At 73.7% G+C, this 24,323-nt stretch carries 23 protein-coding genes; 9 read left to right on the plus strand and 14 right to left on the minus strand.

All coding sequences use genetic code 11. The annotated features are described in order from the left end of the window. The first annotated feature begins 274 nt into the window (after nt 1-274). Nucleotides 275-2,671: a hypothetical protein gene (locus ACQP12_RS31350; RefSeq protein WP_433283626.1), complete on the plus strand. Its 2,397-nt coding sequence runs from the start codon at nt 275-277 to the stop codon at nt 2,669-2,671. Between the two features lie 66 nt (nt 2,672-2,737). Here the strand turns inward: ACQP12_RS31350 and ACQP12_RS31355 are convergent, their stop codons facing one another. The 3 genes from ACQP12_RS31355 to ACQP12_RS31365 all read right to left on the minus strand — a co-directional run bounded on the left by ACQP12_RS31355 (nt 2,738) and on the right by ACQP12_RS31365 (nt 6,480). Then, on the minus strand, nt 2,738-4,405 hold the full coding sequence (locus ACQP12_RS31355; RefSeq protein ID WP_433283627.1) for a fumarate hydratase: 1,668 nt from the start codon (nt 4,403-4,405) through the stop codon (nt 2,738-2,740). Nucleotides 4,406-4,482: 77 nt separating this feature from the next. Next, nucleotides 4,483-5,916 carry a hypothetical protein gene (locus tag ACQP12_RS31360; protein ID WP_433283628.1) on the minus strand — a complete coding sequence of 478 codons (1,434 nt, stop codon included), beginning with the start codon at nt 5,914-5,916 and terminating at the stop codon, nt 4,483-4,485. 72 nt (nt 5,917-5,988) lie between these two features. After that, nucleotides 5,989-6,480, minus strand: a complete 492-nt coding sequence (locus tag ACQP12_RS31365) for an Lrp/AsnC family transcriptional regulator (protein WP_262282752.1) — start codon at nt 6,478-6,480, stop codon at nt 5,989-5,991. A gap of 140 nt (nt 6,481-6,620) precedes the next feature. Here ACQP12_RS31365 and hppD point away from each other — a divergent pair, with 140 nt between their 5' ends. The 4 genes from hppD to hisC are packed head-to-tail and all read left to right on the plus strand — an operon-like array spanning nt 6,621 to nt 10,695. Further along, nucleotides 6,621-7,826 carry a 4-hydroxyphenylpyruvate dioxygenase gene (hppD, locus tag ACQP12_RS31370; protein ID WP_366648716.1) on the plus strand — a complete coding sequence of 402 codons (1,206 nt, stop codon included), beginning with the start codon at nt 6,621-6,623 and terminating at the stop codon, nt 7,824-7,826. A 10-nt stretch (nt 7,827-7,836) separates the two neighbouring features. Continuing rightward, nucleotides 7,837-8,550, plus strand: coding sequence for an RDD family protein (locus ACQP12_RS31375; RefSeq protein ID WP_433283629.1), 714 nt, complete (start codon nt 7,837-7,839; stop codon nt 8,548-8,550). A gap of 19 nt (nt 8,551-8,569) precedes the next feature. Then, a complete protein-coding gene (locus ACQP12_RS31380) occupies nt 8,570-9,595 on the plus strand; it encodes an RDD family protein (RefSeq protein WP_433283630.1) in 1,026 nt (341 codons plus the stop codon). Further along, nucleotides 9,592-10,695 (plus strand): histidinol-phosphate transaminase, encoded by a 1,104-nt coding sequence (gene hisC, locus ACQP12_RS31385; RefSeq protein WP_355346367.1) that lies wholly within the window; start codon nt 9,592-9,594, stop codon nt 10,693-10,695. Before ACQP12_RS31380 ends, hisC begins: the two co-directional genes overlap by 4 nt. A gap of 116 nt (nt 10,696-10,811) precedes the next feature. On the opposite strand, the gene ACQP12_RS31390 is transcribed toward hisC, so the two are convergent. From ACQP12_RS31390 to ACQP12_RS31410, 5 genes are all read right to left on the minus strand, one after another. Then, nucleotides 10,812-12,065, minus strand: a complete 1,254-nt coding sequence (locus ACQP12_RS31390) for a PQQ-binding-like beta-propeller repeat protein (protein WP_433283631.1) — start codon at nt 12,063-12,065, stop codon at nt 10,812-10,814. 134 nt (nt 12,066-12,199) lie between these two features. Next, entirely contained in the window at nt 12,200-12,682 is a 483-nt protein-coding gene (locus ACQP12_RS31395; RefSeq protein ID WP_433283632.1) for an SRPBCC family protein, read from the minus strand. Between the two features lie 111 nt (nt 12,683-12,793). After that, nucleotides 12,794-13,003, minus strand: coding sequence for a DUF397 domain-containing protein (locus ACQP12_RS31400; RefSeq protein WP_357941673.1), 210 nt, complete (start codon nt 13,001-13,003; stop codon nt 12,794-12,796). Nucleotides 13,004-13,145: 142 nt separating this feature from the next. Beyond that, complete coding sequence (gene fahA, locus ACQP12_RS31405; RefSeq protein ID WP_433283633.1) at nt 13,146-14,345, minus strand: fumarylacetoacetase; 1,200 nt, start codon at nt 14,343-14,345, stop codon at nt 13,146-13,148. After that, on the minus strand, nt 14,342-15,199 hold the full coding sequence (locus tag ACQP12_RS31410; RefSeq protein WP_433283634.1) for a hypothetical protein: 858 nt from the start codon (nt 15,197-15,199) through the stop codon (nt 14,342-14,344). The genes fahA and ACQP12_RS31410 overlap by 4 nt, the downstream gene beginning before the upstream one ends. Before the next feature lie 94 nt (nt 15,200-15,293). On the opposite strand from ACQP12_RS31410, the gene ACQP12_RS31415 reads away from it, so the two are divergent. Then, nucleotides 15,294-16,460 carry a homogentisate 1,2-dioxygenase gene (locus tag ACQP12_RS31415; protein WP_433283635.1) on the plus strand — a complete coding sequence of 389 codons (1,167 nt, stop codon included), beginning with the start codon at nt 15,294-15,296 and terminating at the stop codon, nt 16,458-16,460. Here the strand turns inward: ACQP12_RS31415 and ACQP12_RS31420 are convergent. Both ACQP12_RS31420 and ACQP12_RS31425 read right to left on the minus strand, forming a co-directional pair. After that, nucleotides 16,457-17,494, minus strand: a complete 1,038-nt coding sequence (locus ACQP12_RS31420) for a tetratricopeptide repeat protein (RefSeq protein WP_433283636.1) — start codon at nt 17,492-17,494, stop codon at nt 16,457-16,459. The genes ACQP12_RS31415 and ACQP12_RS31420 overlap by 4 nt on opposite strands. Before the next feature lie 53 nt (nt 17,495-17,547). Next, on the minus strand, nt 17,548-18,903 hold the full coding sequence (locus ACQP12_RS31425) for a BTAD domain-containing putative transcriptional regulator (protein ID WP_433283637.1): 1,356 nt from the start codon (nt 18,901-18,903) through the stop codon (nt 17,548-17,550). A 187-nt stretch (nt 18,904-19,090) separates the two neighbouring features. Here ACQP12_RS31425 and ACQP12_RS31430 point away from each other — a divergent pair, with 187 nt between their 5' ends. Then, the gene (locus ACQP12_RS31430) at nt 19,091-19,618 is read left to right on the plus strand and encodes a hypothetical protein (RefSeq protein WP_433283638.1); all 528 of its coding nucleotides are present in this window, start codon (nt 19,091-19,093) and stop codon (nt 19,616-19,618) included. Between the two features lie 35 nt (nt 19,619-19,653). Here ACQP12_RS31430 and ispF read toward each other — a convergent pair whose 3' ends face one another. Continuing rightward, complete coding sequence (ispF, locus tag ACQP12_RS31435) at nt 19,654-20,136, minus strand: 2-C-methyl-D-erythritol 2,4-cyclodiphosphate synthase (RefSeq protein ID WP_357941687.1); 483 nt, start codon at nt 20,134-20,136, stop codon at nt 19,654-19,656. A 183-nt stretch (nt 20,137-20,319) separates the two neighbouring features. Here ispF and ACQP12_RS31440 point away from each other — a divergent pair, with 183 nt between their 5' ends. Further along, complete coding sequence (locus ACQP12_RS31440; RefSeq protein ID WP_433283639.1) at nt 20,320-21,426, plus strand: hypothetical protein; 1,107 nt, start codon at nt 20,320-20,322, stop codon at nt 21,424-21,426. 15 nt (nt 21,427-21,441) lie between these two features. On the opposite strand, the gene ispD is transcribed toward ACQP12_RS31440, so the two are convergent. Both ispD and ACQP12_RS31450 read right to left on the minus strand, forming a co-directional pair. Further along, entirely contained in the window at nt 21,442-22,137 is a 696-nt protein-coding gene (ispD, locus tag ACQP12_RS31445; RefSeq protein ID WP_433283640.1) for a 2-C-methyl-D-erythritol 4-phosphate cytidylyltransferase, read from the minus strand. A gap of 53 nt (nt 22,138-22,190) precedes the next feature. Then, complete coding sequence (locus ACQP12_RS31450) at nt 22,191-22,676, minus strand: CarD family transcriptional regulator (protein WP_007073334.1); 486 nt, start codon at nt 22,674-22,676, stop codon at nt 22,191-22,193. Nucleotides 22,677-23,003: 327 nt separating this feature from the next. Here ACQP12_RS31450 and ACQP12_RS31455 point away from each other — a divergent pair, with 327 nt between their 5' ends. Then, entirely contained in the window at nt 23,004-23,705 is a 702-nt protein-coding gene (locus ACQP12_RS31455) for a hypothetical protein (RefSeq protein WP_433283641.1), read from the plus strand. A 7-nt stretch (nt 23,706-23,712) separates the two neighbouring features. Here ACQP12_RS31455 and ACQP12_RS31460 read toward each other — a convergent pair whose 3' ends face one another. Further along, a complete protein-coding gene (locus ACQP12_RS31460; protein WP_433283642.1) occupies nt 23,713-24,285 on the minus strand; it encodes a hypothetical protein in 573 nt (190 codons plus the stop codon). Nucleotides 24,286-24,323 lie beyond the last annotated feature (38 nt).

Genomic DNA, 24,323 nt, shown 5'->3' on the forward strand with positions numbered 1-24,323 from the left:
CCCGACGGTCACGGATCGCCTCGGGCAGACGATAGCGATCTGATAGCGGATCGACAGCACCGGCCCGGAGACTGACCGTGGTTGTCGATGACGACATCCGACGGGGGCGGTGCGCCCGCCCGGGCTCCGCGCCCGGGCGGGCGCACCGATGTCGATCGAGCCGCCGAGCGCGGAAACGGCGTAACGTCCGCGGGCCGGCCTTCGCTGAGCTGCATGAGTCCGACCACCTTCATCGGAGGCAGCCACCTTGCATCTCAACGGGGGTACCACCGGCGTGTCCACGGCACGCCGGAGGCGCGTACCGCGCCGTCTTCTCGGCACGGGCCTGGCGGCCCTGCTCACCACCACCGGCGCCCTGACGGTCGCCGCCCAGCCGGCGTCAGCCGTGCAGGACTTCGTCCAGCCCGTCCAGGCTGCCTGGACCGACAACGCCGAGCCGACCCGCTCCTTCCCGCCCGAGGACGGCACCCTGCCGGTCGGCACGTGGCAGGGCGCCTCGGGCGACAAGCACACCTCGCGGGCGTACTTCACCTTCGACCTCACGCCCTATCACGGGCAGCGGATCATCAGCGCCCGCACGGTGACCGGCGAGCGGTCGGTCGCCGACTGCGACAAGCCGCGCGAGCTCCAGCTCTGGCGGACCGACAACCCGACCGCCGCACCCACCTGGAAGACCGCGCCCAGGGCCGTCGAGAAGCTCGCCGACCTCACCGTGTCCGGCCCGGCCTGCCCCGCCAGCTACCTGAGCACGGCGATCACCGACGCGGTGAGCGAGGCGGTCGCGGCCAAGCAGGACAGGCTCACGCTCATGCTCCGCATCGGCGAGCACGAGAACGGCCTCCACTGGAGCCGGCGGGTGACGACCCTCGGCGTCTCGCTGGAGCACAACCGGGCGCCGGACGTCCCCACCCGGCTCGCGGCCGGTGGCGTCGCCTGCCGGGACGACCTCTTCATCGGCACCACCCGGCCGGAGCTCCAGGCCGTCGTGACCGACCCGGACGTCAACGACACCGGCAGCGGCGATAGGCTGAAGGCGGCCTTCGCCTGGTGGCCGGCCGACCGGCCCGGCGAGCGGACCGAGTTCGAGTTCTCCTACACGCTGCCCTCCGGGTCCCGGTTCCAGTACACCGTCCCGGACGGCGTGATGACGGACGGCGGCACGTACGCGTTCAGCGTCCGCGCCACCGACCAGGACGGCGACAGCTCGGCCTGGTCGCCGGAGTGCCGGTTCACCGTGGACACGAAGGTGCCGCCTGCGCCCACGGTGACCTCCACCGACTACCCGTCCGAAGGGGGCTGGCCGGGTCACGGCGGGCCGGGCGTCCCCGGCCGGTTCACCTTGAGCGCACCGGGCGCCGATGACGTCGTCGGTTTCCGGTACGGCCTTTTCGGCGCGCTCACCTACGTGAGCGCCGACGCCGCCGGCACGGCGACCATCTCGGCCACGCCGACCAGCTACGGCACCAACCAGCTGTACGTCCAGGCGGTGGACCGGACCGGCAACCGCTCCCCGCAGACCAGCTACGAGTTCCGGGTGCGCAACACCGCGCCGACGGTCACCGACGGGAACCCGACCGGCGGCCTCGGTGAGCCGCGTGAGCTGACCTTCGCGCCCGGCATGGAGAACGTGGTCGAGTACACCTGGCGCCTCAACGACGGGGAGCCGGCGACCGTGCGGGCCGGCGCGGACGGCACCGCGACGGTGACGATCACCCCGCGCAAGGGTGGCTCCAACAAGGTCACCGTCACCAGCCGCACCTCGGACGACCTGCCCAGCGGCACCGGCGAGTACCACTTCTACCTGGCCAGCGCACCGGCCATCTCCTCGACGGACTTCCCACTCGACGGCGGGGACGGCCCGCTCGCCGGCACGTCCGGCACCTTCACCTTCAGCCCCGGCATGCCGGGCGTGACCGGGTACGTCTGGTCGGTCAACGGCGGCGAGCAGCACACGGCGGCCGCGAGGGAGGACGGGACGGCCACGGTCACGTACACCCCGAGCGAAGCCGGGTTCCAGTGGATCGAGGTGTTCAGCCGGACCGCCGACGGCATCGAGTCGGAGACCGCCTCCGCGTACTTCGTCGTCTTCTCACACGCGCCGGAGGTCAGCTCCACCGACTACCCCATGTACCAGGAGGCCGGCGGTCCGGGCGTGACCGGCCAGTTCAGCTTCCACCCCGCCCGCGACGGCGTCACCGGTTACGTCTACGACTTCGGGGACGGCCCGCAGACGGTGGCGGCGGCGGCCGACGGCACCGCCACCGTCAACTGGACGCCGCGGTCGTACCCGGGCGACACCAGCGGCTGGGTGCGGCTCAAGGTGCGCGAGAAGATCGGTGACGTTGTCTCCGACGAGACGGAGTACGCCCTGGTCATCGGCCGGCTCGCCCCCACGGTGACCAGCGACGACTACCCGTCGGGCGGCGGTGCGGGCGGCCCGGGGATCGCCGGCGCCTTCACGTTGACCGCCCACGTACCCGGCAGCACCGAGTTCGTCTACCGCTTCGGCACCGAGGAGAAGACGGTCCCGGCAGGCCCGGACGGCACCGCCACGATCACCCTCACCCCGACCGAGGCGGGCGACAACTACCTGTACCTCTTCAGCCGGACGGAGTCCGGCATCACCTCCGGAGAGGGCGTGTACTGGTTCCCGGTGGCCGACCCGACCTGACCGAGGACACCGACAAGGGCGCCGGGTGCGATCCCACCCGGCGCCCTTTTTCGCGTACGTCGAGGGTCAGCGCCGCCCGACGGTGAGCACCGGCTTGGTGACCTCGGCGAAGAAGTCCTCGCCCTTGTCGTCGACCACGATGAAGGCGGGGAAGTCCTCCACCTGGATCTTCCAGACCGCCTCCATGCCCAGCTCGGGGTATTCGAGCACCTCGACGTGCTTGATGCAGTCCTGGGCGAGGCGGGCGGCCGGGCCGCCGATCGAGCCGAGGTAGAAGCCGCCGTGGGTCTGGCAGGAGCGGGTGACCTGGGCGGAGCGGTTGCCCTTGGCCAGCATCACCATCGAGCCGCCGGCCGCCTGGAACTTCTCCACGTAGGCGTCCATCCGGCCGGCCGTGGTCGGGCCGAACGAGCCCGAGGCGTAGCCCTCGGGGGTCTTGGCCGGGCCGGCGTAGTAGACGGCGTGGTCGCGCAGGTACTGCGGCATCGGCTCGCTGGCGTCCAGCCGCTCGGCGATCTTGGCGTGCGCGATGTCCCGGGCCACCACCAGCGGGCCGGTCAGCGACAGCCGGGTCTTCACCGGGTATTTCGAGAGCTCGGCGCGGATCTCGTCCATCGGCCGGTTGAGGTCGACCCGGACCACCTCGGAGCTGTCGAGCTGGGCGTCGGTGACGTCGGGCAGGTAGCGCGCCGGGTCGGTCTCCAGGCGCTCCAGCCAGACGCCCGACGGCGTGATCTTGGCGACCGCCTGGCGGTCGGCCGAGCAGGAGACCGCGATGGCCACCGGGCAGGACGCGCCGTGCCGGGGCAGCCGGACCACCCGCACGTCGTGGCAGAAGTAGCGCCCGCCGAACTGCGCGCCGATGCCGAAGTTGCGGGTCAGCTCCAGCACCTCGGCCTCCAGCTCGAGGTCGCGGAAGCCGTGCGCGCTCATCGAGCCCTGCATGGGGAGGGCGTCCAGGTACTTCGCGGAGGCGTACTTGGCGGTCTTGAGCGCGTACTCGGCGGAGGTGCCGCCGATGACGATGGCCAGGTGGTAGGGCGGGCAGGCCGCGGTGCCGATGAGGCGCAGCTTCTCCTCCAGGAACTGCATCATCCGCGTGGGGTTCAGCAGCGCCTTGGTCTCCTGGTAGAGGTAGGACTTGTTGGCCGAGCCACCGCCCTTGGCCATGAAGAGGAACTTGTACGCGTCGGGGTGCCCGTCCGGGTCCTCGGCGTAGAGCTCGACCTGGGCGGGCAGGTTGCTGCCGGTGTTCCGCTCGTCCCACATGGTCAGCGGGGCGAGCTGCGAGTAGCGCAGGTTGAGCCGGGTGTAGGCCTGGTAGACGCCGCGCGAGATCGCCTCGGCGTCGGTGCCGTCGGTGAGCACGTGCCGGCCGCGCTTGCCCATGACGATCGCGGTGCCGGTGTCCTGGCACATCGGCAGCACGCCACCGGCGGCGATGTTGGCGTTGCGCAGCAGGTCCAGCGCGACGAACCGGTCGTTCGGCGAGGCCGCCGGGTCGTCGATGATCGACCGGAGCTGGGCCAGGTGGGCCGGGCGCAGGAAGTGGGCGATGTCGTGCATCGCCTCGGCGGTCAGCGCGGTCAGCGCGGCCGGCTCCACGGTGAGGAACCGACGGCCACCCGGGCCGTCGACGACGTCGACGCCCTCATCGGTGACCAGGCGGTAGTCCGTCTGGTCGGGTCCGGTCGGCAGCAGGGGGGCGTACGAGAAGGCGGCGGCACTGCTCATGACCGAAAAGCCTAGGGCAGAGCCTTCGATCGGTGGCACCCGCCGGGTGCGTCCTGGGACGCCGCTCTCACCCGGCGTCACTTGCCGCCGGCACAGAGTTCGTTCTTCGGACCGCAACTGCCCTGGTCGTTCGGGGGTCGCCAGGTGTCGCCCGGGTCCGGCGCGGGCACCGCGCCCTCGTCCGGCGGGGGCACCCCGGCGGCGCCGGCGCCCCAGCGGACGTACCCGATCTCCCGGCCCTCTCCGATGATCATGCCGTTCGGACCGACCGCCAGGGCGTTCGCGGAGGTCCGCAACAGCACCAGCTCCCGACCGCTCCGCGGCTCGACCGCGATGAGCCGGGACGGCTTCTCCTCGGCGATCAGCGCGGCGTACGGGGTGAGCGCCGCGCCGGTCTTCCCGCCGGCCGGGCGGGTCCAGCGGGTGCGGTCGACCGACAGCTCCCGGCCGAGGAGCGAGCCCTTGTCGGCGCTGCGCACCAGCGCGTAGCGGTCGTCGACGGCGAGCAGCTTCTCGCCCTCGGCGCCGACCTGGAGCAGCCGGCCGTCGTACCCGTCGAGCACCGCCTCGCGCCCGTCCGGCGCGACCCCGATCAGCACGTTCCGGGCGCCCTGCGGGTCCTCCCGCTGCACGCAGCCGGCGTAGTCGGCGGTCCGCAGGTTCACCCCGTTGCGCCGCCACACCTGCTGCCCGGTGGCCGGGTCGACGGCGGTGAGGGCGAAGTAGCAGGTCCCGTCGCGGGAGGTGGCGGCGATCCGGAGCAGCCGCCCGCCGACCACGGCGAGCCGCTCCTCGCGGCCGGGCTCGACGTTCTGGAGCACCCGGCCGGTGGCGGTGTCCACCACGTGGACCCGGCCGTCGACCGGGAAGCCGAGCAGCGGCGGGACCGACTCCGGCCCGGCCACCCCGCCGTCGATCCGCGGCGCGCCGAGCCGCCGGGTGCCCAGCAGCTCGGGGTTGTCGGCGAGCACCCCGCTGTTCACCCCGGGCAGGAAGGCGCTCCAGCGCGGCGCGGTGCCGCGCGGCTCCCAGGCGCGCAGGGTGCAGTCGGTGGACTGCACGCAGTAGGCGTCGAGCAGCAGGTTGCGGTAGGTCCAGACGGCCACCGCCCGCTCGTCGCGGCGGCGCACCACACCGGTGGTGGGGTCGAGCACCTCGTAGCCCTTGTGCAGGAGCTTGCCCACGGCGACGACCGGGTCGCGGTCGCCGCCGGCCACCGCCGCCCAGTCGGCCTTGCGCTCCCAGAGCTGCGCGCCGTTGGCCAGGCTGCGGGCCTCGACCCGGGTGCGCTGCTCGACGATCACGGTGTCGCCGGCGATGGTGACGCTCTTCGGGGTGCCGCCGACCCGCTGCTGCCAGACCACGTCCGGCTCGGAGATCGGTTTGCTCCGGTCGACCCAGTCCCACACGGCGGGGAACGGGTTCCACACGCCGGTGGCGGCGAGCACGACCACGGTGATGAGCCCCAGCAGCAACCAGCCGCGTACGCCAAGGCCCTTCACACCGCACACGGTAGCGACGATCACCGGTGCGCCGGCCCCCCGAACGGCCGTGTCGCGCCGCTTTCTCGGCTGGCCGCCGTGTTATGCGCCGCGGGCGGCGGAGCGGACCAGGGGCAGGGTGCGGTAGGGGATCTGCTCGGCGAGGGCGATGATCGTGGAGGCGCGGCGGATGCCCTCCGAGGCGACGATCTGGTCGATGACCCGCTGGAGGTCGGTGTTCGACCGGGCCACGATGCGGCAGAGCAGGTCGCTGGAGCCGGTGATCGTGTGCGCCTCCAGCACCTCCGGGATGGCGGCCAGGTGCGCGGTCACCGGGTCGTGGCCGTGCCGCTGGCTGATCTCCAGGGTCACGAAGCTGGTGACCCCGAAGCCGATGGCGGCCGGCGAGATGTCCGGCCCGAACCCGGCGACCACGCCCCGCTCGACCAGCTTGTCGAGCCGGGCCTGGACGGTGCCCCGGGCCACGCCGAGCCGCCGCGAGCACTCCAGCACCCCGATCCGGGGTTCCTCGGCGAGCAGATCGATCAAGCGAGCGTCCAGCGCGTCGAGCTGTACATCCTGACCAGTGTTCATGGGGTTTCATATTACCGAATGCACAACCTGACCAGAGTTTCCGCCGACTATTGCCCAACCGGCGGCGGCGCAGCGATCCTCGCCACAACAGCAGAGCAACGGCGGCCCACGAGGCCGGCCGGTACGCAAGGGAGGCCCTCATGACCCAGGCGATCGACCGACCCCAGTCGACCGAGGAGGTCGACGTCGACGCGCTCGTCGGCGCCGTCGACCACGACATCACCCGCGACCCGTTCCCGGTCAAGGGCCTCGACCACGTGCACTTCCTGGTGGGCAACGCCAAGCAGGCCGCCCACTACTACTCCACCGCCTTCGGCATGACCTGCGTGGCTTACCGCGGCCCTGAGCAGGGCTACCGGGACCACGCCCAGTACGTGCTGACCAGCGGCTCCGCCCGGTTCGTGCTGACCGGCGCGGTCCGCCCGGACGCCGACGGCGCCGAGCACGTGGCGAAGCACAGCGACGGCGTCTCCGACATCGCGCTGGAGGTGCCGGACGTGGACGCCGCGTACGCCCACGCCACCGCGCAGGGCGCGACCGGCCTGGTCGAGCCGCACGATGTGAGCGACGAGCACGGCACCGTCCGGATGGCGGCCATCGCCGCGTACGGCGACACCCGGCACACGCTGGTCGACCGCTCCCGCTACACCGGCCCGTTCCTGCCCGGCTTCGTGGCCCGCGGCCCGATCGTGGACCGGCAGCCGATGATCGACGCCGGCATCCAGCCGAAGCGCTTCTTCCAGGCCGTCGACCACGTGGTCGGCAACGTGGAGCTGGGCCGGATGGACGAGTGGGTCGAGTTCTACAAGCGGGTCATGGGCTTCAGCAACATGGCCGAGTTCATCGGCGACGACATCGCCACCGACTACTCGGCGCTGATGAGCAAGGTGGTCGCGAACGGCACCCGCAAGGTGAAGTTCCCGCTCAACGAGCCGGCCGTCGCCCGCAAGAAGTCGCAGATCGACGAGTACCTGGAGTTCTACCAGGGCCCGGGCGCCCAGCACATCGCCGTGGCCACCAACGACATCCTGGCCAGCGTCGACGCCATGCGGGCCGCCGGAGTCGAGTTCCTCGACACCCCGGACTCCTACTACGAGGACCCGGAGCTGCGCGCCCGGATCGGCCAGGTGCGGGTGCCCATCGAGGAGCTGAAGTCCCGCAAGATCCTTGTCGACCGGGACGAGGACGGCTACCTGCTCCAGATCTTCACGAAGCCGGTGCAGGACCGCCCGACCGTCTTCTTCGAGCTGATCGAGCGGCACGGCTCGCTGGGCTTCGGCAAGGGCAACTTCAAGGCCCTGTTCGAGGCCATCGAGCGGGAGCAGGAGAAGCGCGGGAACCTGTAACACTGTCCGCGTGACCGAGCCTCAACCAGCGTCTCCGCCGCCCGCCGGGCCCCCGCCCGCGGGCGGCGGCTTCGCGCCGCCGTCCGGGCCGTACCTGCCGCCGCCGCAGCGCACCCCGCCCGCGTACGCCGGGCCGCCGAGCTATCCGCCGCCACCTGCGGGGCACGCCCCGCGCGCCGCCTTCGTGCCGCCCACCCTGGCCCCCAACGGCCAGCCCCTGGCCGGTTTCGGCGAGCGGCTGGTGGCCTGGCTGATCGACACCGCGGTGGCGAGCGCGGTGGCCATGGTGCTGTTCCTGCCGGTCTTCCTCTGGCTCTGGTTCCGGATGTTCAGCGACCTGATGGCGGTCGCCCCGGACGGGACGGTGCCCGAGCCCGACCCGGCCACCGTGCTGACCGACTTCTTCCTGCCCCTGCTGCTCGCCGAGGCCGGGCTGTTGCTGCTGATGTTCGTCTTCTACTGGCTCTACCACGTCGAGTACGCCCGCCGGACCGGCCAGACGCTCGGCAAGAAGGTGATGAAGCTGCGCATCGTCCCGCTCGACCCGACCGCGCCCCTGACCCGGGGCGTGCTCGGCCGGCGGTACCTCGTGGAGTTCGTCGCCGGCTCCCTGGTGCCCTTCGCCAACTACCTCGACGGGTTCTGGCAGCTCTGGGACAAGCCCTGGCAGCAGACCCTGCACGACAAGGTCGCCGGAACGGTCGTCGTTAAGGTTGCACCGTGAAGCACAGCGAGGCACGGCCGTGAGTGTGCAACCCGGCTGGTACGTCGACCCCGCCGACACCGAGACCCGCCGGTACTGGGACGGCGAGGGGTGGATCGGCGCGCCGATCCCGGTCGACGCCACCCCACCCGACGGACCACCGCCGCCCGAGCCGGCCCCCGTCTCCGCACCGGCCGCCACCGCGGCCGCGCCGCAGTCGGGCCAGCCGGCCCCGGCGCCGGGCACGCACCCCGGCGTGCCGGCCCCCGGGCCGTACCCGGGCCCGCCGGCCGGTGGCCCGGGACAGGTGTGGCCGGGGCAGGGCGGCCCGTGGCCCGGACAGCCGGGACAGCCCGGACAGCCGGGACAGCCCGCCCCGTGGGCGGGACAGCCGGGCCAACCGGGCCCGCAGGGACCGCCGCCGGGCTGGCCGTACCCCGGCTGGCCGGGGCGGCCGCCGGCGCCGCGCCCGCACGGGCTGCCGCTCGCGTCGTACGGCGCCCGGCTGGTCGCCCGCCTGATCGACTTCGGCGTCGTGTTCCTGCTCAACGCCGTGGTCAACGGCTGGTTCGTCTGGCGCTACGTCGAGGAGATCTCGCCGTACCTGCGCGAGTCGCTGCGCCGGTCGCTGGCCGGGGACACCTCCACCGAGGGGCTGCCCCAGCCGGGCGAGCAGGCCGCCGGGCTCCAGATCGCCATCCTGCTCATCGCCACCGCGCTCTGGTTCGCCTACGAGGTGCCCTCGATGGCCGCCCGCGGGCAGACCTTCGGCAAGCGGCTCGTCGGCATCCGCGCCCTGCCGGTCGAGGCGGACCAGCCGCTCGGCTTCGGCCGAGCCACCCGGCGCTGGAGCACCCTCGGCCTGCCCACCCTGCTCTGGTACTGCTGCGGCCTGGGCCTGCTGCTCCAGTTCGTGGACGCGGTCTCACCGCTCTTCGACCAACCGCTGCGCCAGGCTCTGCACGACAAGCGGGCGCAGACCGTGGTGGTCCAGCTCCCCCGCGTCCGGCCCGACACCCGTACCACCACGCGCGACCGCGCCAACCCCCCGGGAGACACCCCATGACCGACACCGGACGTCACCAGCCTCCGCTGCGGCTCACCCGCGCCGACCTGGACGCGCTGCCCAACTACGTACCCGGACGCAGCCCGGCCGACCTGGCCCGTGAGCTGGGCCTGCCCGAGGCGATCAAGCTGGCCAGCAACGAGGTCCCGTACGGCCCGCTGCCCGGCGTCGTGGAGGCGGTCGCCGAGGCGGTCGCCGGTTCGCACCGCTACCCCGACATGGGCGTGGTGGCGCTGCGGCAGGCCCTCGCCGAGCGGTACGGCGTGGACGCCGACCGGATCGCCACCGGCTGCGGCTCGGTGGCGCTGGCCGAGCACCTGGTGCGGGCCACGTGCCTGCCCGGCGACGAGCTGCTCTACTCGTGGCGGTCCTTCGAGGCGTACCCGATCATCGCGGCGACCAGCGGCGCGACCAGCGTGCGGGTGCCGAACGACGCCGGCCACGGCCACGACCTGGCCTCGATGGCGGCGGCGGTGACCGACCGGACCCGGATGATCCTGGTCTGCAACCCGAACAACCCGACCGGCACCGCGGTCCGGAAGGCCGAGCTGGACCGCTTCCTCGACGCGGTGCCGGACGACGTGCTCGTGGTGATCGACGAGGCGTACCGGGAGTTCGTCACCGACCCCGAGGTGCCGGACGGCCTGAGCTACCTGGACCGGCCGAACGTGGCGGTGCTGCGCACCCTGTCCAAGGCGTGGGGTCTGGCCGGCCTGCGGATCGGCTGGCTGGTCGCCGAGCCGACCGTGGCCGCCGCCGTGCGCAAGGTGGTCACGCCCTTCTCCACCAGCATGGCCGCCCAGGCGGGCGCGCTGGCCGCGCTCGCACAGGCCGACGAGGTCGAGCGGCGCTGCGCGCTGGTCGTCGCCGAGCGGGACCGGGTCACCGAGGCCCTGCGCAAGTTCGTCCCGGACGTGCCGGACAGCCAGGCCAACTTCGTCTGGCTGCCGCTGGGCGACCGGGCCGTCGAGTTCGGCCGGGCGTGCGAGGCGCGCGGCGTGATCGTGCGGCCGTTCCCCGGCGACGGGGTGCGGGTCACCATCGGCACGCCGGCCGAGAACGACGCCTTCCTGGCCGCCGCCGAGGCCGCGCTGGCCTGACGGCGCAGGTCCGGGGCCGGTCCGTCAACCCCCTACGGACCGGTCCCGGACACCTCACCCTTCGGTGATATGGTCACTCTAATACCGTTTTGTCCGTTTTATGGCCTGTTTGCCGGTCAGGTATGCGCGAGGAGCACCGACTCGGCCATCAGGAAGTACCCCTGGTCGTCGTCGTCCGCGCGGGCCCCCTCGCGCAGCCGTTCCACCGCCACGTAACCGTCCGCCGCGTGCGCCCGGCCGGGTTGCCAGCCGACCCCGTCCCGGCCGATGTCCAGGACGAACCGGGACCGCTCCGCGCCGGTGGCCGGGTCCAGCGTGATCAGAGCCCGTCCCTCGGTCAGCAGGTACACCCGGCCCGGCTCGACCGCCAGGATCCGGACCGCACCGAGGTCGGCCCGGCGCCACAGCTCGGCGCCCGTCCGGGCGGACCGTCCGGTGACGACACCGCCGGCGGTGGACACCGCGTGCTCGCCGTCCAGCTCGGCGTCCGGGCCGTCCAGCGCGGGGGCGGCCACCGGCTCACCCTCGCTCGGGACCAGCCAGCCCCGGCCCGTCTCGTCGCCCCGCCCCGACGTACGCAGCCCACGGCAGGCCGAGTGGCCGTCCCGGCAGCCGACCGGGGTCACCACGAGCTGCTCCGGGGCGTCCGGCGGTCGCCAGCGGGTCCGTACCGCGCCGGTCGCGGCGTCCCGGAACTCGACCGTGGCCGGCCCGGCGCAGGAGTCCACCCCGACCAGTTCGCCGGCGGCCGTGGTGCCCAGGTCGGCACGGCAGTCCCCGGCCACCTCCGCCCGCCACAGCCGGCGGCCGTCCGCCAGCGCGTACCCGCCGATCGCGTCGGCGCCCACCGCGACCAGGACGGCACGGCCGTCGGCGGCCCGGGTGACGTGCAGGCCCGCCGGATCCCAGACCGTGGCGGCGTAGGTGCGGCGGGGCTTCGGCACCGCGCCCGGCTCCGGGCCCTCGGCCCGCCAGGCGACCCGTCCGGTACGCGCGTCCAGCGCCACCAGCTTCCCGTCCGACCAGCGGCTGACCACCGTGGTCCCCTCGGCGAGCACCCCGACCAGCCTGGCCGGCCAGCGGCGGTACGACCAGAACGGGGTGACCCGGTGCTTCCCGGAGACGGGCTGGTCCGCGTACACCTGGCGGGCGCCCGCGTAGACGCGGAGGCGGCCGTCCACGACCAGCGGCGCCACCGGCAGCCGGCCGATCACGCCGACAGGCGGGGTCGGCGCGGCCGGGTACGCGCCCCGGGCGACGGTCTCGACCTCGGCGGGCGCGAGGACCCGGAGGACCACGGCGACCGACGCCGCGACGGCCAGCACCGCCACGACCGCCACCAGGATCCGCCGCCCCGCGGGCTTGCCCATGCCGCACCTCCGCCCGGCACCCTACCCAGCGGCGGCCCCCGTCGACCGCGCGGCGTCAGCCGCGTCGGGGTGGAGTTGCGGCGGCCTGCGGAGGCGCCGACGGACGAGGCCCCGCTCCCGCTGCCCGGATCGGCTCAGGCGGCCTCGGCGGACCGGGTGGGCCCGACGGCCAGCGCCAGGTCGGCCAGGTCGCGGCGGATGGCGCCCTCCACCGCACGGGCGGCCAGGCCGCCGAGAATCAGGGCCAGCACCCGGCCGTACGGGCGGGTCGGCGCGGCCTCGTGCTCGACCGTGACCTCGGTGCAGCCGCGCCGCCGGCGCTCGACGGTGCGCAGCGTCCAGGTGATCCGGTAGTCCGCACCCGCGCCCCGCGAACTGAGCACCAGCCGGGCCGGGACGGCCGCCTCGACCACCAGGAACTCCTCCGGCTCGGCGACGCCGTCGGGCCGGACCCGGGTCTCCCGCCAGGCGGTGCCGGGCCCGAAGTCGCCCGGGCTGAGAACGTCGACCGTGCCGACCGCGGAGAGCCAGTCGGCCCGCGCCGGGAGGTCGGTGAGGAGCCGCCAGACGTCGACGTCCTGCGCTTCGATGAATGCGGAAACCGTCACCGTCGACATGGGCACCTCCCGTGTCGTCCACGGTACGGGCCGTCACGGGGTAAGGGGAGCCTTGCGGTGACATTTCCACCACCGGTGCCCCGAACGGGGCACCGGGCGCCCGGTGAGCGGTCAGGAGCGGAAGGCGTCACCCCGGATCGCGGCGACGAACGCCGTCCAGCCCGGTGGGCTGACCGCGAGCGCCGGACCCTGTGGGTCCTTCGAGTCGCGTACGCCCACCACGCCGTGCGCGGCGACCACGTTGGTCGCCACCTCGACGCAGAGGCCCTGATCGTTGGAGCGGCTGCTGGTGCGCCAGACGGCGCCGGTCAACTCGGTCATCCTCGCGGTCCTTCCTGTTCCACTCGGGTGCGCCCCGGCCCGCACCGCCGGGGCGTACGCAATCCGCGACGATCAACGGCCAAGGAAACGTCCCCGGTCGCACAGCGGGTGCGACCGGGGACGGAGAGTGAGCAGAAGCGACTCAGCGCGCCGGCAGGATGGTGCCGGTGACCTCGCCGAGGGCGACCGTGGTGCCGTCCGGGCCGGGCGCGGTGGCGGTGATCGTCACCGTGTCGCCGTCCTCCAGGAAGGTGCGGGCGGCGCCGTCGGCGAACTTGACCGGCTCGGCCCCGCCCCAGGTCAGCTCCAGGAACGAGCCGACCTGCCCGCGCTCCCGACCGGAGACGGTGCCCGAGGCGTAGAGGTCGCCGGTCCGCAGCGAGGCGCCGTTGACGGTGAGGTGGGCGAGCTGCTGGGCCGGGGTCCAGTACATGGTGGCGAAGGGCGGTTCGGCGACCCGCTCGCCGTTCCACTCGACCGACAGGGTCAGGTCGAGCCCGAGGTGCGGGGTGTCGCGCAGGTAGTCCTGGACCGGCGGATCCTGGTCGGGCGCGGGCACGAAGGCGTCGGCCAGCGCGTCCAGCGGGGTGACCCAGGCCGAGACCGAGGTGGCGAAGGACTTGCCCAGGAACGGCCCGAGCGGCTGGTACTCCCAGGCCTGGATGTCCCGCGCCGACCAGTCGTTGACCAGCACCACGCCGAAGACGTGGTCGGCGAAGTCCGCGATCGGCACCCGGTCACCGAGCCGGCTCGGCACCCCGACCACGAAGCCGACCTCGGCCTCGATGTCCAGCCGGACGGAGGCGCCCGTGGTCGGGCCCTGCGCGGTGGCCCGCTGGCCGGTGGGGCGCACGACGGGGGTGCCCGAGACGACGACCGTGCCGGCCCGGCCGTGGTAGCCGATCGGCACGTGCTTCCAGTTCGGCAGCAGCGGCGGCTGACCGGGGCGGAAGATCTGCCCGACGTTCGACGCGTGGTGCTCGGACGAGTAGAAGTCGACGTAGTCGGCGACCTCGAACGGGAGCTGCAGCTCCACCTCGCGCAGCGGCACCAGCAGCGGCTCCACGGCCGGCCGGTGCGCCGGGTCGGAGAGCAGCTCGGTGACCCGCTGCCGCACGGCGGTCCACTGCGGACGGCCGAGCGCCATGAAGTCGTTGAGGGTGTGCCGGCCGAGCGCGCCGGCGGCCAGCACCAGCCCGGCGGCCTCCGCGCCGGCCAGGTCCAGCACGAAGTCGCCGATGCGTACGCCGATCCGCGGCTCGCGGTCGCCCTGCCGGAACACCCCGTACGGCAGGTTGGTCACCCCGTACGCGGAGCCCGCCGCACCCGTCACCCAACTCATTCCTCAAAGCCCCCGTTCACCAGCCCCAGCCGGATCAGATCGGTCAGTGGTTCGGAGATGCTGCACGAGCCGTAGCCGACCCAGAGCGGACGCTCGGCCTCCTGGTGCGACCGGGCCGGCTCGACCAGCCGGAGCGGGTCCGTGGCGGCGAGCAGCTCGGCCACCCCGTCGACCTCGGCGCCCCCGGTCGCGGCCAGCGTCGCCGCCAGCACGTTGACGAACCCGTGGTGGGTGAAGCCGGTCTCCGGGTCCCGGTGCCGGATCGCCTGGTGCAGCCCGGCGGTCAGCTTGAACGGCAGCTCCCGGTCCCGGCAGGCGCAGATCACCGCGGCCAGCTCGACCGGGGTCGGGAAGAGTTCGGCGGCCAGCCCGCCGGTGCGGAACTTGGCGGCCACCGGCAGCCCGCCGGCCCGCGCCTCGGCGAGGGTGTCGAGCGCGCCCATCAGCCCGAAGGTCAGCGGGATCTCGGCGTAGACCGTGGTACCGCCGAGGCGCTCGGCGAGCTTGAGCAGGTCGGCCAGGCCGGGCCGCGGGTCCTCGCCGCGCTTGGCGACGGGCGCCTCGACCTGGCGGACGGCCAGCCGGGCGTCCGCCTCGGCGAGGGCCGCCTCCAGCCGGCCGACCGGCACGTCGCCGATCACGCCGACCGCCAGGGTCGCCTCCGGGGCGAGCAGGTCGGGCAGGTCGGGCAGGGTCGAGGCGGGCAGCAGCAGCGGGCCGACCAGGTCGGCGTACCACCCGGTCCGGTGCTGGTGATGCGCGGTCACGGCGTCCGGCAGCGCGGCGCTGCCGGGCGGGAAGACCGCCGCGTCGTCGACCAGGCCGGCGAAGAGACGAGGCACCTGCGTTGACACGAGACAAGAATCTACGGGACGCTACAAGGAACGGACAACAGCGTCCGATTATCGGACGTCACCGGCCGGAGAACGGGACATAACGGGAGGCGAGATGCCGTACTACCGCAGGGTCGGCGAGGTGCCCCGCAAGCGCCACACCCAGTTCCGCCAGCCCGACGGCAGCCTCTACGCCGAGGAACTGGTCGGACAGGAGGGCTTCTCCTCCGACTCGTCGCTGCTCTACCACCGGCACGCGCCCACCGCGATCGTGGCCGCCGAAGAATTCGCCCCACCAGCCTTCACCCGGGTGCCCAACCTGCCGCTCAAGCCGCGGCACCTGCGCACCCACAAGCTCGACGGGCCCGGCGCCGACCCCGTGCTCGGCCGGCAGTACCTGCTCGCCAACGACGACGTCCGGATCGCCTACGTGCTGGCCGACCGGCCGTCGCCGCTGTTCCGGGACGCCACCGGCGACCACTGCCTCTACGTCGAGTCCGGGACGCTGCGGGTGGAGTCCCCGTTCGGCGTGCTGGAGGCGGTGGCCGGCGACTACGTCGTCATCCCCACCTCGACCATCCACCGCCTCGTGCCCACCGGCGACGAACCGACCCGGCTGCTCGCCATCGAGGCCGCCGGCCACGTCGGCCCGCCCAAGCGCTACCTCTCGGTACGCGGGCAGTTCCTGGAGCACTCCCCCTACTGCGAGCGGGACGTCCGCGGGCCGGACAGCCCGCTGCTGGTCGACGAGACCGACGTCGAGGTGCTGGTCCGGCACCGGCGGGGCTGGACCAGGTACGTGTACGCCAACCACCCGTTCGACGTGGTCGGCTGGGACGGGCACATGTACCCGTGGGCGTTCTCCATCCACGACTTCGAGCCGATCACCGGCCGGATCCACCAGCCGCCACCCGTGCACCAGACCTTCCAGGGCCCGAACTTCGTGATCTGCTCGTTCGTGCCGCGCAAGGTGGACTACCACCCGGGCGCCATCCCGGTGCCCTACAACCACCACAACGTCGACTCCGACGAGATGCTCTTCTACACGGGCGGCAACTACGAGGCCCGGCGCGGCTCCGGCATCGAGCAGGGCTCGATCTCGCTGCACCCGTCCGGCTTCACCCACGGCCCCCAGCCGGGCGCCGCGGAGCGGTCGATCGGGGCGGAGTTCTTCGACGAGCTGGCGGTCATGGTGGACACCTTCCGCCCCCTGGACCTCTGCGACGCGGCGACCGCCTGCGAGGACGACGCGTACGCCTGGACCTGGGCGCGCCGCGCCTAACGCCGGGGGTGGTGGCCGGTCCGGGCGAGCACGATGAACTCGGCCACCACCGTCACGGTGATCCCGGCGACCAGCGGCCACGGGCCGCCGGCCAGCGCGTAGAACACCAGCAGCGCCGGGGCGACGGCCACCGCGCACACCGCCAGGGCCAGCCCGCGGTCGGTGCGGAACAGCCCGGGCAGGACGGTGTCCAGCAGGCCGGGCAGCCGGGCCGCCCGCCGCCAGGCCAGCAGAGCCCCGCCGAGCGCGGCCAGCACGGCGAGGACCCGGGACGGGCCCGGCGCGACCGGGGCCAGGAAGGCGACCAGCACGGTGGCCACCAGCGACCAGCCCGCCCCGTGGACGACCAGCTCGCGCAACCCGTCGCCGACGGTCCGGCGGGTGCCGCCGCCCGCCGGGTCCAGGGCCGCCGACTCGACCAGCTGCTCCAGCGCCGCCGCGTAGCGGCGCTGCTCCAGCCGGATCACGCCCATGTCGTGCCGCGCCCCGGCCAGCTCCGGGTCCAGCCGCAACGCCTCCCGGTAGGCCCGCTCGGCCAGGTCGTACAGCTCCAACCGGGCCGCGACCAGGCCGAGCACCAGATGCGCCTGGGCGGTCTCCGGAGCCAGTTCCACACCGCGCCAGGCGGCGTTGAGCGCCGGCTGCCCGTTGCGCGCGCCGGCCAGGATCGCGGCGGCGCTCCGCTGGGCGTACGCGTCGTCGGGGCCGCGCGCCAGGATGTCGTCCCCGGCGCTCGCGGCCGCCTTCCACCGCCCCAGGTCGGTCAGGGCGAAACCGCGCGCCACCAGCGGCGACAGCGCCCCGGGGGCGGCGGCCACGGCGGCCTCGGCGACCGGCAGCGCCTCCGCCGGGCGGCCGGCGGCGAGGTGCACCCGGGCCAGCATGGTCAACGCCTCGGCGTTGCCCGGATCGGTGGCGAGCGCGCCGTCGAGCTCCTCGGCGGCCTCGTCGTACCGGCCCAGCTCGGCGAGGAGCTGCGCGCGCTGGACGTAGCCGTCGGCGGCGGACTGGTCGGGGGCGGCGTCGTTCGGCATCCCGGCGAGCGTAACCGCCGGCCGCCGCCCCCGCCGCCTGGCGCGAACGCCGGTCAGGCGCTGTGGCAGCGGGACCGGTCCAGCGACCGTCCGCAGGTCCCCAGGCTGCACCAGCGCCGCAGCCCGCTCTCGTCCAGGAACAGCCAGCCGCACCGCTCGTCCGGGCAGGTCCGCAGGGTGAGCCGGCGCGGATCGGCGAGCAGTTGGGCGGCGCTCCACGCGACCGCGTGCAGGGGCATCCGGAGCCCGGCCGCGAGCTCCGGCCACCAGCGCCCGCGACCGTCGGTCTCGCGCCGGAACGCCAGCTCCTTCGCGGCGGCCTCCGCGTGCCGGGCGACCACCTCGAACGCGGGCCGGTCGTCCGGGTCGGTCAGGCATCCGTACAGCGCCTGTCGCAGGCCCCGGGCCTCGGCGAGCACCGCCTCGGCCTCGCCGGGGCGCCGCCGGCCCAGGTGCAGCAGCCGGCTCACCGAGACGTCGTCGACAAGCCCCACGTGCCCGGCCCACACGGCCAGGGTGCGGTAGCCGCGCAGCCACTCGGCGCCCGGCAACGGCGGTTCGTGCCCCCACCCGGCGAAGGTGTTGCAGAAGTCCAACGCCGGGTGACCCCCGACGCTCCAGGGCAGGCACTCGTCGCGCACCCGGACCTCGTAGACGGGCCGCCCGGGCCGGTCCAGCCGGTCGTCGCCCCGCAGGATGCGGCGGTGCACCTCCCGCAGGCGCGGCCCCGGTTCGACGCCCAGCTCGTCCACGAGCAACTCCCGGGTGGTCCCGTACAGGCGCAGCGCGTCGGCCTGGCGGGCACCCCGGTACAGCGCGGTCATCAGCACGGCGACGAGCTGTTCCCGGGCCGGATGCCGGGCGGCCAGGGGCATCAGCTCGGCGATCGCCCGGGCGTGCTGGCCCAGCGCGAGCTGCGCCTCGGCGCGCAGCTCGACAGCGACCAGCCGGAGCTCCTCGACGGTGCCGTGCAGCCGGTCCCGCAGTTCGCCGTCCGCCGCGTCGGCGAGCAGCGGCCCCCGCCAGAGGGCCAGCCCCCGGTCGAGCAGCCGCACCCGCTCGGCGGGGTCGGCGGCGGCGCCGGCAGCCCGCACCAGCTCGCCGAAATCGTCGACGTCGACGCGGTGCCCGTCCGCCTCGACGAGGTAACCCTCCCCCCGGGTGCTGATCCGCACCCCGTAGGGCGTCAACGCCCCCCGCAACCGACCGATGTACGTCTGCACGGCACCGCGCGCCGACACCGGCGGCCGCCCGTTCCACAGAAGGTCGATGAGGCGGTCGGTGCGGACCACCCGTCCCGCGTCGAGCAGCAGCACACCGAGCAGGCAGCGCTCCTGGCGGCGGCTGCCGACCTCGACCGGCCGGCCCTGGTGGCGGGCCTCGAAGGGTCCGAGCAGGCGAAACTCCATACCGAACAGACAGCCTGGCGCGGGCCGCCGGTTGTCATCCGGGGGTGAGCGGATGGTGAGTGCCCCGGCGACCGGCCCGGCGCCCGGGCGGGCTCGGGCCCGCCGGAGCAGGACGCGTGGTGAGTCCGTGGTGAGCGCGGCCGGCGATCCTGGTCCCGCCCTGACCAGAAGCACGGATGGAGTGACCATGCGTTTCAAGATGAGCGTCGCGGTGGCGTCGGTCGTGGCCGCGATCGTCACGGCCCTGCCGGGCTCGGCGTCCGCCGCGAGCGGCGGCAGCGCCCCCGGCGCCTGGGAACCCGCCCCGCAGGAGGCGTTCGAGCTGCCCGCCGGAGCCCGGTGCGACTTCGCGGTGCGGGTCGAACCGATCGTCGACGAGGTCCGGAAGCTGACCCTGGCGACCTACCCCGACGGCTCACCGAAGCGGGAGCTGTTCACCGGGGCCCTGATCGACCGGGTGACCAACCTGGAGACCGGAGCCACGTCCACGGCGGACGCGAGCGGCACGTCGCTGGTCGTCTACGGCACGGACGGCTCGATGACCTGGTACGTGACCGGGCCGGTGCTGCTCGGCTTCCGGGAGAACGCGGGTTCGCTGCCGAAGGGGCTGTGGATCGTCGACGGCCAGTTCGCCGTGGAGTTCACGCCCACCTTCGAGAAGACCATCACGATGCTTCACGGCACGACCCACAACGTCTGCACGGACGTCGACTGATCGGGCGCGGCGACCGGGCCACCCCGGTCGCCGCGTCACACCGCCGGCGCCTCGTACACCAGCGCCACCGCGATGCCGGTGAGCCCCTCGCCGCGTCCGGTGAAACCCAGGCCGTCGGTGGTGGCGGCGGAGACGGTGACCGGTGCCCCGACCGCCGCGGAGAGCACCCGCTGCGCCTCCTCCCGGCGCGGGCCGATCTTGGGCCGGTTGCCGACCACCTGGACCGACACGTTGCCGATCTCGAAACCGGCCGCCCGGACCCGCCGGGCGCTCTCGGTCAGCAGGGCCACCCCGGACGCACCCGCCCACTCCGGCTGGTCCACCCCGAAGTTGGCGCCCAGGTCGCCGAGGCCGGCCGCGGAGAGCAGGGCGTTGCAGGCGGCGTGCGCCGCCACGTCGGCGTCCGAGTGGCCGGCCAGGCCGTCCTGGTCGGGCCAGTGCAGGCCGGCCACCCAGCAGGGCCGCCCGGCCGCGAAGGCGTGCACGTCGGTGCCGATGGCCACCCGAGGAACGATCATGGCCCGAGGGTACGCGGCACGAGGCTGTCGGAGTCGTGCCGCGTCCTTGACTGCCCGGTCGAGCCGAGCTAACTTTCTGTCGTACGCCCCAGTGTCGCCTCTGCCTCGTGCACGCGCCTGGGGCTCCTTTCGTTGCGGCGTGTGCTGCCGCCATCACGCTCCGGCTGCGCCTAGCATCCCTCCGTGACGCTCCACCCCTACGCACGAACGATCCGCCACTGGCTCTCGCCGGGGCGCTTCCAGACCTACCTGGCAGCCGCGGGCGGCGACGACAGCAAGGCCTGCGAGCTCTACGAGTGGAGCGCCGCCCTGACCGCCGCTTCCTTCGAGGCCTTCCACTACGTCGAGGTGGTCACCCGCAACACGATCGACCGGGTGCTGCGGGAGCACCTGAACGAGGCCGAGCGCGGCATCCCATGGTTCCTTCTGCCGATGGGCGGCAGAAAGGAGACGCAGGAGCGCATCGATCGGAACGTGAGCGAGGTCCGCACCCGGCTCCGCCGGGAACATCCCAGGAAGGAGACCCGCGACCAGATCATCGCGGGGCTGAGCTTCGGATTCTGGGTCGGCCTCTTCGGCTCGGAGCACGAACAGTTGTGGCGCGACGCGCTGCACCGCGCGTTTCCCCACTCCTCCGGCAAGCGACACGACGTCGCCAGCGCGCTGAACGCCCTCCGGGTGTTCCGCAACCGGCTCGCACACCATGACTCGCTCCTGGCGACGGACGTACCGTTCCGCCTGACCCAGATGCTCGACGTGGTGCGCTGGGCCGACCCGGATGCCGCCGCCTGGCTGGCGGCGAACGAGCGGGTCACCGAGGTGCACGGCCGCCGACCCGCCGCGCGGAACGACACCGTCGTGGTGCCCGCCCGGGACGCCTGGGGCCTCTACCAGTCGGCACGCGCCTACGTCTGCCAGCCGGGTCGGTCGTTCCAGCCGGTCGACCACCTGGCGTTCTACTCGCAGCGACAGATCCACCCCGAGGTTCCGAAGATCCTCTTCCGGTTGGACAACGTCGACTGGACGGCCGGTGAGGTGAACCGGCTACGCACCACCGGGTTGACCCGGGACGCGCAGTTGGCCGACATCATCGAAACCAGCTGGAAGCATGGTTGGACCGAGGGCCGGTACCAGGTGTTCGGACTCAGCGCGCCAGGCTCGGCCGGCCATCTCACCCTGCCCGCACCGGTCCCACACCACGCGCGAGGCAGGGGCAGCGCCTTCACGCAGGGGCAGCGCTACGTCGTCCGGGACCGGCTGCGCCGGGCGTCGTCGACAGCCGACCTGTGAACGCCCGGGTACGCGTCAGGCGCCGGTGGCCAGCAGGTGCTCGGCCAGGGCCAGGTCGAACGGGCGGGTGATCTTCAGGGCCAGCTCCGACCCGGGTACGCAGACCACCGGGACGCCCAGCTTCTCGACGAGGCCGGCGTCGTCGGTGAGCGGGTCACCGGCCGCCTCGTGGGCGGCGGTCAGCACCGACCGGCGGAAGCCCTGCGGGGTCTGCACGGCGCGCAGGGCGGCCCGGTCGACCGTGCCGAGGACCCGCTCGCCCGCGTCGACCTCCTTGACGGTGTCGACCACCGGCAGCACCGGGATCACCCCGTCGTGGCCGCCGCGGACCGCCGCGGCCACCGACTCGACCAGCTCGGGTGGGGTGAGCGCCCGCGCCGCATCGTGCACGAGGACGATCTCCGGCCCGGCGGGGACGGCGGCCAGCGCGGCCGCCACCGAGGCCTGGCGCTCGGCGCCGCCGGGGACGACGGTCACCGGGGCAACCGGCGCGAGCAGCAGCCGGACCGACTCGACGTCGGCGGCCGGGGCGGCCACCACGATCGTGTGCACCGAGCGTGCGGCGGCGACCCGGCGGACCGTGTGCACCAGCAGCGGCTCCCCGGCGAGCAGCCGGAGGGCCTTGGGAGCACCCGGGCCGAGGCGTACCCCGGCTCCGGCCGCAGGAACGAGGACCGCGACGTCACCGCGCGGGTTGAGCTGCGCGGTCACGTCGCGGTCCTCGGATTCGTTTGCTACGGGGTGGGTACGACGACTGCTGTGGATCAGGCCTCGGTCAGCACCTTGTCGAGCAGCGTCTCCGCCTCGTCCTTCGTGCTCTTCTCGGCCAGCGCGACCTCGCCGACGAGAATGTCGCGTGCCTTGGCCAGCATGCGCTTCTCACCCGCGGAGAGACCCCGCTCCCGCTCCCGGCGCCACAGGTCGCGGACGACCTCGGCCACCTTCAGCGGGTTACCGGAGGCCAGCTTCTCCAGATTCGCCTTGTAACGCCGCGACCAGTTGGTCGGCTCCTCGGTGTGCGGTGCACGGAGCACGTCGAAGACCTTGCCCAGGCCCTCTTCGCCGACCACCTCTCGCACACCCACGATCTCGGCGTTCTCGGCGGGCACCCGGACCGTCAGGTCACCCTGCGCGACCCTCAGGACGAGGTACTGCTTAGGCTCGCCCTTGATGACCCGAGTCTCGATTGCCTCGATGAGTGCGGCCCCGTGGTGGGGGTAAACAACGGTCTCGCCGACACTGAAAACCATAGGTTCGAAACCCCTTTCGCTGTGTCTAGGGTAACACGCTCAGGCACCGATGTCTCACCGCTGTCCTGACCGTTGGCGCAGCTCAGGGGCCCTGTGAGAGGTATTTCTTCAGCTTGACAGGCGGTCAAGCCGATGGTTTCGACACGCTCCGTGACCATCGGATGACAACCCGGTAAGAGTGACGGAAGCGTTCATATCTAGGGCTATGCGCTCCTTCCATGGTAGCTCCGGAATTCCACCTCCGCCCAGGTGTGGCGGTACGACGACCGGTGCGGGACCCTTGGAGTGGACTGACGTCCGCTCACCGAGACGGTTCCTGGGGGTCCGATGGGCATGCCTGACGCTGAGGGCCACGGGCCACCGGAAGGGCTTCCCGACCTGCCTCCGGAGTGGGGCCGGGTGGTCGTACCCGACGACGCCTCGGCGCTGGCCGAGGAGGCCCGCCAGGTCCGCCGCGAGCTGCGCCGGGCGGACCGCCGGGGCAGCCAGGGGCCACGTCTCGGTCCGGCCGTCCGGCCGTCGGTCGGGCTGCCGGTGCTGGCCCTCCTGGTCGCCGTGCTGATCACTCTCACCGGGCTGGCCGCCGTCACCTGGCCCCGGGCGAGCCGCTCCGGGGGCGCGCCCACCGTGCTGCCGTACCCGACGGCCCCCGTCGGGCCGCTGCCCGCGCTCGACCTGGTCGGCGCCGACGACGCACCGGTGCCGCTGCGCAGCCTGCTGCCCGCCATGATCATCCTGGTGGACGCGTGCGCCTGCCCGGAGCAGGTCAGCACCGCGGCGGCCGCCGCGCCGCCGGGCGTGACCGTGGTCACCGTCACCGAGGACCGCGCCGCCGGGGCCGCCGCCGCACCGGGGGTACGCCCGCTCGCCGACCCGGCCGGCGGCCTCCGCTCCTACGTGCACCTGTCCGCCCATCCCGGCACGGCCGCCGCCCTGCTGGTGGACCGGCAGGGCGCCCTGGTGCGGGTGGTGCCCGAGCTGGGGCCGGTGACGGACTATCGCGACGACCTCGCCCGGTTGGCGGGCTGACCGCCGTTCAGCCCAGCGCGTCCAGCCGGGCGTCGAGGTCGACCTGGTCGCGGACGGCGACAAAGCGCACCAGGAGGGGCCCGCCGCGGGCGTCCACCACCGAGAACGAGACGGCGTCCGGCCCCTCGCAGTTCAGCATCCGCTCCGTCTCGTCGTCGGACGAGCCGGTGAACCGGACGGCGACCGCGCCCGAGCCGGAGCAGCGGACCACGAGCAGGAACTGGGCGCCGTCCGAGGCGCTCGCGCGGCGCGTCACCGGTGCGCCGTCCGGCATCAGGAGGGACTTTTCCCGCCACACCGTCTGCCAGACCTCGAGACGCCGCGCCACGCCGCCGGGATCCTCGTGGACGACCACCGGCGCGTCCGGATCCGCCTCGGGCCCCGGCAGCACCCGCCCGGTCTCCGCGTCGAGCGTCACCCGGAGGCCGGGTTGACGGAAAGCGCCGGTGGACGGGGCAGGGTCAGGCCCGGTCCGCCCCAGCGCCGGCGCCGCCGCCTGCCACCAGCCCACGCCGGCCGCCAGCACCACCACCGTCAGGCCGGCCAGGACCGTGCGCCGGATCCGCTCGTCGGGAGCCACGCGCAGAGCGTATCGGCGCGGGGCGGCGGCCACCGTCC

It is taken from the genome of Micromonospora sp. CA-244673 (assembly GCF_050948395.1).
Lineage (GTDB): Bacteria > Actinomycetota > Actinomycetes > Mycobacteriales > Micromonosporaceae > Micromonospora.

Excerpts from the sequence above, each read along its gene's own strand:
- ACQP12_RS31355 (WP_433283627.1), bottom strand. The coding sequence starts at position 4,405 with ATGAGCAGTGCCGCCGCCTTCTCGTACGCCCCCCTGCTGCCGACCGGA.
- ACQP12_RS31430 (WP_433283638.1), top strand. The coding sequence starts at position 19,091 with ATGCGTTTCAAGATGAGCGTCGCGGTGGCGTCGGTCGTGGCCGCGATC.
- ACQP12_RS31455 (WP_433283641.1), top strand. The coding sequence starts at position 23,004 with ATGGGCATGCCTGACGCTGAGGGCCACGGGCCACCGGAAGGGCTTCCC.
- ACQP12_RS31415 (WP_433283635.1), top strand. The coding sequence starts at position 15,294 with ATGCCGTACTACCGCAGGGTCGGCGAGGTGCCCCGCAAGCGCCACACC.
- fahA (WP_433283633.1), bottom strand. The coding sequence starts at position 14,345 with ATGAGTTGGGTGACGGGTGCGGCGGGCTCCGCGTACGGGGTGACCAAC.
- ACQP12_RS31390 (WP_433283631.1), bottom strand. The coding sequence starts at position 12,065 with ATGGGCAAGCCCGCGGGGCGGCGGATCCTGGTGGCGGTCGTGGCGGTG.
- ACQP12_RS31420 (WP_433283636.1), bottom strand. The coding sequence starts at position 17,494 with ATGCCGAACGACGCCGCCCCCGACCAGTCCGCCGCCGACGGCTACGTC.
- ACQP12_RS31395 (WP_433283632.1), bottom strand. The coding sequence starts at position 12,682 with ATGTCGACGGTGACGGTTTCCGCATTCATCGAAGCGCAGGACGTCGAC.
- hppD (WP_366648716.1), top strand. The coding sequence starts at position 6,621 with ATGACCCAGGCGATCGACCGACCCCAGTCGACCGAGGAGGTCGACGTC.
- hisC (WP_355346367.1), top strand. The coding sequence starts at position 9,592 with ATGACCGACACCGGACGTCACCAGCCTCCGCTGCGGCTCACCCGCGCC.
- ACQP12_RS31400 (WP_357941673.1), bottom strand. The coding sequence starts at position 13,003 with ATGACCGAGTTGACCGGCGCCGTCTGGCGCACCAGCAGCCGCTCCAAC.
- ACQP12_RS31450 (WP_007073334.1), bottom strand. The coding sequence starts at position 22,676 with ATGGTTTTCAGTGTCGGCGAGACCGTTGTTTACCCCCACCACGGGGCC.
- ispF (WP_357941687.1), bottom strand. The coding sequence starts at position 20,136 with ATGATCGTTCCTCGGGTGGCCATCGGCACCGACGTGCACGCCTTCGCG.
- ACQP12_RS31425 (WP_433283637.1), bottom strand. The coding sequence starts at position 18,903 with ATGGAGTTTCGCCTGCTCGGACCCTTCGAGGCCCGCCACCAGGGCCGG.
- ACQP12_RS31365 (WP_262282752.1), bottom strand. The coding sequence starts at position 6,480 with ATGAACACTGGTCAGGATGTACAGCTCGACGCGCTGGACGCTCGCTTG.